Origin of the sequence: Streptomyces sp. NPDC060000, assembly GCF_042737375.1 — a bacterium.
Lineage (GTDB): Bacteria > Actinomycetota > Actinomycetes > Streptomycetales > Streptomycetaceae > Streptomyces.
Genome location: NZ_JBHWUU010000144.1, coordinates 1 through 10,591, shown reverse-complemented (window position 1 = coordinate 10,591; position 10,591 = coordinate 1). Strand labels below are relative to the sequence as shown.

Genomic DNA, 10,591 nt, shown 5'->3' with positions numbered 1-10,591 from the left:
GAGGGGCCGTTCGGGGCGGTCAGGCCGTTGCTGGCGCCGTCCTGGTTGACCGCCGTGCCGCGTACCACGGCGAGGACCCGGTGCCCCGCGCGCTGCGCGTCCGAGAGGCGCTGAAGGACGAGGACGCCTGCGCCCTCGGCCCAGCCGGCGCCGTCGGCGGCCTCCGCGAAGGCCTTGCAGCGGCCGTCGGGGGCCATTCCGCGCTGGCGGCTGAACTCGACGAAGGCGATGGGGCTGGCCATCACGGTCGCGCCGGCGGCGAGTGCCCGGTCGCATTCGCCGCGGCGCAGGGACTGCACGGCCAGGTGCAGGGCGACCAGTGACGAGGAGCAGGCGGTGTCCACCGTCACGGCGGGGCCTTCGAGGCCGAGGGTGTAGGAGATGCGGCCGGACAGGACGGAGGGGGCGAGGCCGGTGATGAGGTAGCCGCTCATGTTTTCGGCGGCGTCGTGCTCGCGCGGGCCGTAGTCGGTGGCCTGGCCGCCGACGTAGACGCCGGTGCGGTGGCCGCGCAGGGAGGAGGGGTCCAGGCCGGCCGATTCCAGGGCCTCCCAGGACGTCTCCAGGAGCAGCCGCTGCTGGGGGTCCATGGCGAGCGCCTCGCGCGGGGAGATCCCGAAGAAGGCGGCGTCGAAGTCGGCGGCCGTGTGCAGGAAGCCGCCCACGTCGACGTAGCTGGTGCCGGGGGTGGAGCCGGTGGGGTCGTAGAGGGAGTCGAGACTCCAGCCGCGGTCGGCGGGGAAGGCGCCGACGGCGTCGCGGCCGTGCGCCACCAGTTCCCACAGGGCGTCGGGGGTGTGTGCGCCGCCGGGGAAGCGGCAGGCCATGCCGACGATCGCGACCGGCTCGTGCGCGGCCTCGGCCAGGTGCTGGTTCTCCAGGCGCAGGCGCTCGTTCTCCCTCAGCGAGGAGCGCAGTGCTGCGACGACCCGCTCTGGCGAAGCTGTCATGGTTTTTGTCCTTCAAGGGGGTGGGTGGTGGCGGGGTGCCGCTCGCGTCAGAGGCGGAGTTCGCTGTCGAGGATGTCGAACAGCTCGTCGTCGGTGGCCTGGTCGACGTCGTCCTGGGTGCCGGTGCCGGCTGCCGCGGCGGCCTGCCACTTGCGCAGCAGGCCCTGCAGCCGTTCGACGGCGGCCCCGTCGACGGTGTCGTCGAGGGGGACGACGTCCAGGGCGTCGAGGGCGTCGTGCACGGCCGGGCGGGCGGTGCTTTCGTCCGTGAAGAGCCGCGAGAGCAGTTCGGCGCTCAGGGCGTCGGCCGTGGGGTGGTCGAAGACCATGGTCGCGGGCAGGCGCAGTCCGACGGCCGCGTTGAGGCGGTTGCGCAGTTCCACGCCGGTCAGTGAGTCGAAGCCGAGGTCTTTGAAGCTCTGTTCGGCGGGGACGGCCGCGGCGGCCGAGTGGCCCAGGACGGCGGCGGCCTCGCCGCGTACCAGGTCGAGCAGGAGGCGTCCGCGTTCCGCGGCGGGTGCCTGTTCCAGGCGGGCGCGCAGGGAGGCGTGGCCGGCGGTCTCGCCGGCCGGGCTCGCGCTGCGCCGGACGGGCCTGCGCACGAGGGGGCGCAGCAGGGACGACATGTGTGCGGGGTCGGCGTGTCGCAGGTCGAGGGGGATGGCCGCGGTGACGGCCTGCGGGCTGTGCAGGGCTGCGTCGAAGAGGGTGAGGCCGTCGTCGCTGGTGAGCGGGAGGAGTCCGCCGTGGCGCAGGCGGCGCAGGTCGGCGTCGTCGAGGTGGCCGGTCATGCCGCTGCGCTCGGCCCACAGTCCCCAGATGACCGAGGTGGCGGGCAGTCCGTCGCGTGCGCGCTGGTGGGCCAGGGCGTCCAGGTAGGCGTTGGCGGCGGCGTAGTTGCTCTGGCCGGGGCCGCCCAGGGTGCCCGCGGCGGAGGAGAACAGCACGAACGCCGACAGGTCGGCCTGGCGGGTCAGTTCGTGCAGGTGGCGGGCGGCGTCCGCTTTCGGGGCGAACACGGTGTCGATGCGGGCCGCTGTCATGGTGTCCAGGAGGCCGTCGTCGAGTGCTCCGGCGGCGTGGACGACGGCGGTCAGGGGGGTGCGGGCCAGGGCCAGGCAGGCGGCCAGTTCCTCGCGGTCGGCGGCGTCGCAGGCGGCGAGTGTCACCTGGGCGCCCAGTTCCTGCAGCTGGGCGCGCAGTTCGGCCGCTCCGGGAGTGTCGGGGCCGCGGCGTCCGGTCAGCAGCAGGTGGCGTACGCCGTGGGCGGTGACCAGGTGCCGGGCGATCAGTGCGCCGAGGGTGCCCAGGCCTCCGGTGATCAGTACGGTGCCGTCGGGGTCCAGCGGGGCGGGCACGGTCAGGACGACCTTGCCGATGTTGCGGCCGTGGCCCAGCAGGCGGAACGCCTGGGGTGCCTGGCGGATGTCGAAGCAGGTCAGCGGTGAGGGCTGCAGGGTGCCTGCGGTGAAGAGGCGGGCGACGTCGGTGAGGATCTCGCCGATGCGCTGCGGGCTCGGTTCGGCGATGTCGAAGGGCTGGTAGTGCACGCCGGGGTGGCGTGCGCTCACGGCGTCGGCGTCGCGGATGTCGGTCTTGCCCATTTCGAGGAAGTGTCCGCCGCGGGGCAGCAGCCGCAGTGAGGCGTCGACGTACTCGCGGGCCAGTGAGTTGAGGACGACGTCCACGCCCCGGCCTTCGGTGGCGCGGGTGAGGTGTTCTTCGAAGTCCAGGTGGCGGGAGGAGGCGATCCGCTGCGGGTTCACCCCCAGAGCGGTCAGCGCCTGCCATTTGCCTGGGCTGGCGGTGGCGTAGACGTGTGCGCCCCAGTGGCGGGCGAGCTGGACGGCGGCCATGCCGACGCCGCCCGCGGCGGTGTGCACGAGCAGGGACTGTCCGGCGCTCAGGCCGGCGAGGTCTTTGAGGCCGTAGTAGGCGGTGAGGTAGACCACGGGGATCGCGGCGGCCTGGGCGAAGCCGAGGTGGTCGGGGATCGTGGTGAGCAGGCGGTGGTCGGCGACCGTGACCGGTCCGCTGCCGGTGTCGCTGAACAGGCCCATCACCCGGTCGCCGGGGGCGAACGCGGTGACGTCGGATGCGGTTTCCAGGACGACGCCGGAGCCCTCGCCGCCGGCCAGGTTCTCGATGGCGGGCACCATGCCGAGGGTCATGAGCACGTGGCGGAAGTTGAGTCCGACCGCGCGTACGGCGATGCGTACCTGTCCGGGGGCGAGCGGGGCGGCCGCCCGCGGGCTCGGCACGAGGGCGAGGTTGTCGAAGGTCTGGCGGCCGGCGAAGTCCAGCCGCCACGCCTGCTCGTGGCCGGCCGGGACGCTCAGGTCGGCGGGGTCGGCGCCGCGGGCCAGGCGCGGCGCCAGGACGGTGCCCGCGTGCAGGGCGAGCTGCGGTTCGCCGCTCGCGAGGGCGGCGGGCAGCAGGTCGCGGGATTCCTCGTCGCAGGTGACCAGGGTGAAGCGGCCGGGGTGTTCGGACTGTGCGGAGCGTGCCAGGCCCCACAGCGGGGCGTGGGCGGGGTCTTCGGCGGGGCCGGCGAGGAGGACGAGGCGGGCCTGGTCGAAGCGTGTGTCGGCGAGCCAGGCCTGCAGCAGGGCCAGGGTGCGGTGTGCCGTTTCGCGGGGTGTCGCGCACGGCTGGGTGAGGTCGGCGACGACGGTGGTGGCGCTGTGCGGTACGGCGGCCAGGTCCGGGTAGTGGGGGGTGCCGGGCAGCACCGGGCGCGGCCCCAGGACCGCCCAGTGCGGGGAGGGGGCGGGCGCGTCGGGGGTGGGCAGGGGGGGCCAGTGCAGGCGCAGGAGTGCGTCGTCGTGCGGGGGGCTGAGCTGGTCTGCGGTGACGGTGCGCAGGGCGAGTGCGGTGACGGAGCCGACCGGGCCCTCGGCGTCGGCCAGTTCGACGCGGTAGGTGTCGGCCGCGCCGGGGGTGATGTGGACGCGCAGGGACGTGGCGGCGGTGGCCCGCAGGCGTACGCCGGTGAAGGAGAACGGCAGGCGCAGCTCCTGGACGCCGCCCTGGACGGCGATGATGTGCAGGGCGGCGTCCAGGAGCGCGGGATGCAGCAGGTAGGAGGCGGCGCCGGTGCGTTCGGTGGCGTCCAGGGCCACGTCGGCGAAGAGTTCCCGGCCGCGCTGCCAGGCGCCGCGCAGGCCGCGCAGGGCGGGCCCGTAGTGGTAGCCGTGTGCGGCCAGGTTGTCGTAGAAGCCGGTGATGTCGACGGTTTGGGCGCCGGGCGGCGGCCATACGGCTGCCCGGGCGGGCGGGTCGAGGGGGGTCTCGGCGGTCGGCGCCAGGACGGCGGAGGCGTGGTGGGTCCAGGTGGGGCCGTCGTCGGGGCGCGCGTACAGCTCCAGGCGGCGGGTCAGGTCCTCCTCGGGCGGCGGCAGGCGCAGTTGCAGTTGCAGGCCGCCCTGGTCGGGCAGCAGCATCGGTGCGCGCAGGGTGAGTTCTTCGACCAGGTCGCAGGAGACGTGCGCGCCGGCCGCCAGGGCCAGTTCCACGACGGCGGTGCCGGGTACGACCGGCCGGCCGGCCGGCCGGTGGTCGTTCAGCCAGGGCTGGGTGCGCGCGGACAGCCGTCCGGTGAGGACGAGTTCCCCGCCGGCGGCCGCGGGCACCGCGGCCCGCAGCAGGGGGTGCTGGAGCGGGCTGACGCCGAGCGAGCCGGCGTCGGCGGCGGCCGGGTCGGGGGCGGGAAGCCAGTGGCGTTCGCGCTGGAAGGCGTAGGTGGGCAGGGCGAGGCGGGATGTTCCCTGGTAGCCCCACTGCACGGGCACGCCGTGGGCGTGTGCCTGCGCCAGGGAGGTGAGGAAGCGGCGCGGTCCGCCGTCGTGGCGGCGCAGGGTTTCCACGACGGCGGCGTCGTGCCCGGTGTCGGCGGCGGTGTCCTGCAGGGCGATGGTCAGGCCGGGGTGCGGGCTGGTCTCGACGAAGGTGCGGTATCCCTGCTCCAGCAGGGTGCGGGTGGCCTTCTCCAGCAGGACCGTGCCGCGCAGGTTGCGGTACCAGTAGTCGGCGTCCAGGCCGGTGGTGTCCAGTGGGCTGCCGGTGACGGTCGAGCAGAAGGTGACGGGGGCGCGGCGCGGGGTGATGTCCGCCAGTTCGGCCAGGAGGTGTGCGCGGATCGTCTCGACGTGTGCGGAGTGCGAGGCGTAGTCCACCGGGATGCGGCGGGTGCGTACGGTGTCGGCGCGCAGCCGGGCGTCCAGTTCGTCCAGCGCGGCCGGGTCGCCGGAGACGACGCAGGCCTGCGGGCCGTTGACCGCGGCGAGCCACAGGCGGCCCGGCCGGGCGGCGAGCAGGGGGTCCAGGGCGGCGGCGGACAGGGCCACCGAGAGCATGCCGCCCTGGCCGGCGAGGGCGGTCAGTGCCTTGGAGCGCAGTGCCACCACCTTCGCCGCGTCCTCGAGGGTGAGTGCTCCGGCGACGCAGGCCGCGGCGATCTCGCCCTGGCTGTGGCCGATGACGGCGGCGGGCCGCACTCCGTAGCTCTGCCAGAGCTGCGCCAGGGACACCATGACCGCGAACAGGGCCGGCTGGACCATGTCCACCCGGGTGAGCCAGTCGCGGTCCGTGCCGCGCAGGCATGCCAGGAGGTCGAAGCCGGTGTGGGGGGCGAGGGCGTTCGCGCATTCGTCCATGCGCTGCGCGAACACCGTGGAGGTGGCGAGGAGTTCGGTGGCCATGCCGTGCCACTGCGAGCCCTGTCCGGGGAAGACGAACGCCACCTTGGTCTGCCGGGCGTGTCCGCGCACGACGCCGGCGGCCGTGGTGTCCTGGGCGAGCGCGGCAAGGCCCGTCAGGAAGTCCTCGCGGCTCTCGCCGACGACGGCCGCGCGGTGCTCGAAGCAGGAGCGGGTGGTGGCCAGCGCGTGGCCGATCTCGGCCGGGCTCGCGCTGTCTTCGCGCCGTAGCAGTTCGGTGAGGCGGCGGGCCTGCTCGCGCAGGGCGTCGGGGCTCTTGGCCGACAGCAGCCACGGCTGGGTGGCGCCCAGGCCCGGCGTGTGCAGGGCCTGCGGCTCCTCCTGGGGTCCGGTGGCCGGGGGCTCCTCCAGGATGATGTGCGCGTTGGTGCCGCTGATGCCGAAGGAGGACACCGCGGCGCGGCGCGGGCGCTCACCGCGGGGCCAGGGCTGCGGCTGGTTCAGCAATGCCACCCCTCCCGCGTCCCAGTCGACTTCGCGGGTGGGCTGGTGGGCGTGCAGGGTCTGCGGGAGCGTCTCGTGGTGCAGCGCCTGCACCATCTTGATGATGCCGCCCACCCCGGCGGCGGCCTGGGTGTGGCCGATGTTCGACTTCAGCGACCCCAGCCACAGCGGGCGCTGGGTGTCGCGGCCCTGCCCGTAGGTGTCCAGGAGGGCTTCGGCCTCGATCGGGTCGCCGAGGCGGGTGCCGGTGCCGTGTGCCTCGACGGCGTCGACGTCGGCGGGGCCCAGTGCGGCGTCCTGCAGGGCCTGCTGGATCACCCGGCGCTGGGCGGCTCCGTTGGGTGCGGTGAGCCGGCTGCTGGCGCCGTCCTGGTTGACCGCCGAGCCGCGGATCACGGCCAGGACGCGGTGTCCGTTGCGCTGGGCGTCGGAGAGTTTTTCCAGGACGAGGAGGCCTGCGCCCTCGGCCCAGCCGGTGCCGTCGGCGTCGGCGGAGAACGCCTTGCAGCGGCCGTCCGCGGACAGTGCGCGCTGCCGGCTGAACTCCACGAAGGTGGTGGGGGTCGACATGACGGTCACTCCGCCGGCCAGGGCCAGCGAGCATTCGCCGCGGCGCAGCGCCTGCGCGGCCAGGTGCACCGCGACCAGTGACGAGGAGCAGGCGGTGTCCAGGGTGACGGCGGGTCCTTCGAGGCCGAAGGTGTAGGCGATGCGTCCCGAGGCGATGCTGGGGGCGCTGCCGTTGCCGATGTAGCCCTCGACGTCCGCGGGCATGGTGTGCATGCGCGAGCCGTAGTCGTTGTACATGACGCCGACGAAGACGCCCGTGCGGCTGCCGCGGACCGCCGTGGTGGCCAGGCCGGCCCGTTCGAACGCCTCCCAGGACAGTTCCAGCAGCAGGCGCTGCTGCGGGTCGGTGGTCAGTGCCTCGCGCGGTGAGATCCCGAAGGCCGCGGCGTCGAACTCGTCGGCGTCGTGCAGGAATCCGCCGTGGCGGGCGTAGGTGGTGCCCGTCGTGTCGGGGTCGGGGTCGTAGAGGGTGTCGATGTCCCAGCCGCGGTTGGCGGGGAACTCGGAGACCGCGTCGGTGCCGGCGTCCAGCAGCTGCCACAGTTCCTCGGGGTCGCGCACGCCGCCGGGGTAGCGGCAGGACATGGCGACCACCGCGATGGGTTCGGTCAGCTGCTGCAGCCGGCGGCGGCTGTGGTGCAGGTCGGTGGTGACGCGGTTGAGGTAGCTGCGGAGCTTTTCTTCGTTGGCCATGAAGTCCGCCCTCCAGCGGCGGTGCGGAAGTCAGGAGATTCCGAGCTCGTTGTCGATGAAGTCGAAGATTTCGTCGTCGGTGGCGGTGTCGACGCGCTGTGCGATGGGCGGTGCGGCCAGCTGGTCGGCGACGGCGCGCAGCCGTTCGGCGAACGCGGCGCGTTCGCCGGGGTCCAGGCCGTCCAGGCCGGCCAGGCCGGCCTCGAGGCGGTCGAGTTCCTTCAGCGGGGCGGGGCCGGCCGGAGCGAGTTCGGCGCCCAGGCGTTCGGCCAGGGCGGCCGGGGTGGGGTGGTCGAAGAGCATGGCCGTCGCCAGCCGCAGGCCGGTGTCCTTGGCGAGCCGGTTGCGCAGCTCGACCGCGGTCAGCGAGTCGAAGCCCATGTCCAGAAAGCCCCGTTCGGGGTCGACGGCGTGGGCGCCGGGCAGTCCGAGGGTGGCGGCGGCCCGGGTGCGCACCAGGTCCAGGAGCAGGTCGGCGCGCTCCGGTGCGCCGGCCTGGGCGAGGCGCCGGGTGAAGCCCTGTACCGGGTCGGTGCTTGTGGCGGGCGCAGGCCGGCGGCGCACCGGGGCCAGGTCGCGCAGCAGCGGTGGGGTGTCCTGGGCCGGGACGTTCAGCCGTGCCGGCAGCAGTACGGCGCTTGGGCCGCGCCAGGCCAGGTCGAACAGGTGCAGCGCCTCCGCGGGGGGCATCGGGGTGATGCCGTGGCGGGCCAGGCGGCGGCGGTCGGCGCTCTGCAGCGCGCCGGCCATGCCGGCGTCGGTGTCCCACAGGCCCCAGGCCAGGGACACCGCGGGCAGCCCGTCGGCCTGCCGGCGCACGGCGAGCGCGTCCAGGAAGGCGTTGGCGGCCGCGTAGTTGGCCTGGCCGGGGGTGCCCAGGGTGCCCGCGGCCGAGGAGAACAGCACGAACGCCGCCAGGCTGCTGGTCCGGGTCAGTTCGTGCAGGTTGAGCGCCGCGTCCGCCTTGGCCCGCAGCACCGTGTCGACCTGCTCGGGGCTCAGCGCGGCCAGGACGGCGTCGGCGGTGGCTCCGGCCGTGTGCACGACGGCGCTCAGATCGGGCACGCCGCGCAGCAGGTCCGCCAGCGCCTGCCGGTCGGCCGCGTCACAGGCGGCGACGCGGACCTGCGCGCCCAGCGCGGTGAGCTCCTCGACCAGCTTTTGCGGGGTGCTGCCGCGCCGGCTGGTCAGCAGCAGCCGGCGTACGCCGTGGGCGGTGACCAGGTGCCGGGCGAGCAGGGTGCCGAGCGCTCCGGTGGCACCGGTGATCAGCACGGTCCCCTCGAGGGCGGCCGGCGGGCCGGCCGGGGCGGGCGGGCCGGCCGCCCGGGCCAGCCGCGGTACGCGCACGGTGCCGGCCCGCAGTGCCGACTGCGTCTCGCCGGCCGCGAGTACGCCCGCCAGGGCGTGCGCGGATGCCTGGGTGGCGTCGGTGTCGGCGAGGACGAAACGCCCGGGGTGCTCGTTCTGGGCCGAGCGCAGCAGGCCCCAGACCGCGGCGTGCGCCGGATCGGACAGTGTCTCGCCCTCGCCGGCCGCGACCGCCTGCCGGGTCAGCACCAGCAGCCGTGAGCCGGCCAGGCGCTCGTCGGCCAGCCAGTCCTGGGCGATGCCCAGCACGGTGGTGACCGCGCTGTGCACGGCCGGCGCGTCGGTCCCGGGCGAGGCCAGGGGCAGCACCGCCACCTCGGGTGCCGGGGTCCCCGCGTCCAGGGCGCCGCGCAGCGCGTCCAGGCCGCTGTAGTGGGGCAGGGGCAGTCCGAGGCCGTCCGTGCCGCCCAGGGCGACCCACCGGTCGGTGCCGGACTGCGGCAGGGGCGCGGGCAGCGGGTTCCACCGGACCTCGTACAGGGAGCGTGAGCGCATCGCCAGGAGGGTGTCGGGCGAGGGGGCGCGCAGGTGGAGGGAGCCGATGCTCAGCACGGGCCGGCCGAGGGGGTCCGCGACGCGCACCGCGATCCGGTCGGTGTCCTGCGGGGCCAGGTGCACCCGTGCGGCGATGCCGTCGCCGTGCCGCACCACCCCGCCGAACTCGAACGGCAGCCGCTGGTCGGGTCCCTCGTCGCGTACCGGCAGCTTGGCGCTGTGCAGGGCCGCGTCGAGCAGCGGCGGATAGATCCCGTACGCGGCGGCGGCCTCTTCCTGCCCGGGGTCGAGGGAGAGCTGCGCGTACAGTTCCCCGTCGAGCAGCCAGGCACGGCGCACCGTCTGGAAGGCGGAGCCGTACTCGAAGCCGTGGGTGGCGAACCAGTCGTAGAGGCCGTCCACGGCGAGTTCCTCGGCGCCGGGGGGCGGCCACTGGTCGAGCGGGACGCCGCCGGGGGCCGGGTCCGCGCTCAGTGTGCCGCGCGCGTGCCGGGTCCACGGTTCGCCGTCGCTGTGCCGGGCGTGGATGCGGATCTCCCGCTCGCCGGATGCGTCGGGGGCGTCGAGGGTGATCTGCACCGCCACCGAGGTGTCGTCGGGCAGCGGCAGGGGGGCTTCCAGGGTCAGTTCCCGCAGTACCTCGCATCCGGCCTGTGCCCCGGCGTGCAGGGCCAGGTCCAGCCAGGCGGCGCCGGGCAGCAGGGCCGTACCGGCGATGACGTGCTGGCGCAGCCAGCCGTGCCGGTGCGGGGACAGTGAGCCGGTGAGCACCATGGCGTCGGAGTCGGCCAGCGGTATGCCCAGGGTGAGCAGGGGATGGCCGGCAGCGACGAGGCCGGGCGTGGTGCGCACGGCGGGCTCGGGTGTGTCGAGCCAGTAGCGCTGGTGCTGGAAGGCGTAGGTGGGCAGGTCGGCCGCCTGGCCGCCGTGGAGTGCGAACAGGGCGTTCCAGTCGACGGGTGTGCCGGTCGTCCACAGTTCACCCAGCCCGGCCAGCAGGGCCTGGACGCTCGTGCGGTCGCGGCGCTGCAGTGCCACGAGCCGTGTGCCCTCGGCCGCGGCCGGCTCCGCCATCGGCGTCAGCACCGCGTCGGGGCCCACCTCCACACACCCCGTCACACCCTGGTCGAAGAGCGCGCCCACCGCGTCGGCGAAACGGACCGGGCAACGCACCTGACGCACCCAGTAGCCGGGATCGGTGAAGTCCTCATCGACGCGGCCGCTCACCGTCGACACGAGCGGGATCTTCGGTGCGGTGAACGACAGCGCGGCCACCACCGCCGAGAACTCCTCGAGCATCGGCTCCATCAACGGCGAGTGGAACGCATGACTCACCCGCAGCCGCTTCGT

General features: G+C 74.6%; 3 protein-coding genes. All 3 read right to left on the bottom strand.

Annotation, left to right across the window (positions count from 1 at the left end; translation table 11 throughout):
- A partial coding sequence (locus ACFWBB_RS41485) for a beta-ketoacyl synthase N-terminal-like domain-containing protein (RefSeq protein ID WP_385284147.1) occupies positions 1–950 on the bottom strand: 950 nt, incomplete at its 3' end.
- Between the two features lie 47 nt (positions 951–997).
- Positions 998–7,375 (bottom strand): SDR family NAD(P)-dependent oxidoreductase, encoded by a 6,378-nt coding sequence (locus ACFWBB_RS41480; protein ID WP_385284144.1) that lies wholly within the window; start codon positions 7,373–7,375, stop codon positions 998–1,000.
- 30 nt (positions 7,376–7,405) lie between these two features.
- Positions 7,406–10,591, bottom strand: a 3,186-nt coding sequence (locus ACFWBB_RS41475) for an SDR family NAD(P)-dependent oxidoreductase (RefSeq protein WP_385284141.1), incomplete at its 5' end; no start/stop codon positions are given.

Excerpts from the sequence above, each read along its gene's own strand:
- ACFWBB_RS41480 (WP_385284144.1), bottom strand. The coding sequence starts at position 7,375 with ATGGCCAACGAAGAAAAGCTCCGCAGCTACCTCAACCGCGTCACCACC.